This is a genomic window from Dellaglioa sp. CoH-55-MRSF-9, from assembly GCF_056782155.1.
This window is the reverse complement of record NZ_JBXAYG010000056.1, coordinates 1-290: the sequence shown is the minus strand read 5'-3', so window position 1 is coordinate 290 and position 290 is coordinate 1. Positions and strand designations below refer to the sequence as shown.

Here is a 290-nt window from a genome sequence, read left to right as displayed (position 1 = left end):
GCTGAACGAATTCGTCAACCTGAAGAACTTCTATCCGACCCGCGTCGAATTCCACGACTACCTGAGCTGGGTAGCCGACGCGTTCGACGATCGCGTCCACTACAGCGAAACGGTGCTGGGAATCGAGCCGGTGCGCGGCGACGGCGCGAGGATCGACGCGCTGCGCGTGCTGTCGCGCGACGCGGCCGGCCACGAGCGCCAGCGCGTCACGCGCGCGCTGTCGGTCGGCGTCGGCGGCACGCCGGCGATTCCCGATGCGTTCGCCGCGCTCGGCCGCGACCGCGTGATCC

General features: G+C 69.7%; 1 protein-coding gene. It reads left to right on the top strand.

Annotated elements, in window-relative coordinates; translation table 11 throughout:
• A partial coding sequence (locus AC1RPV_RS07770; RefSeq protein WP_481764196.1) for a SidA/IucD/PvdA family monooxygenase occupies positions 1-290 on the top strand: 290 nt, incomplete at both ends.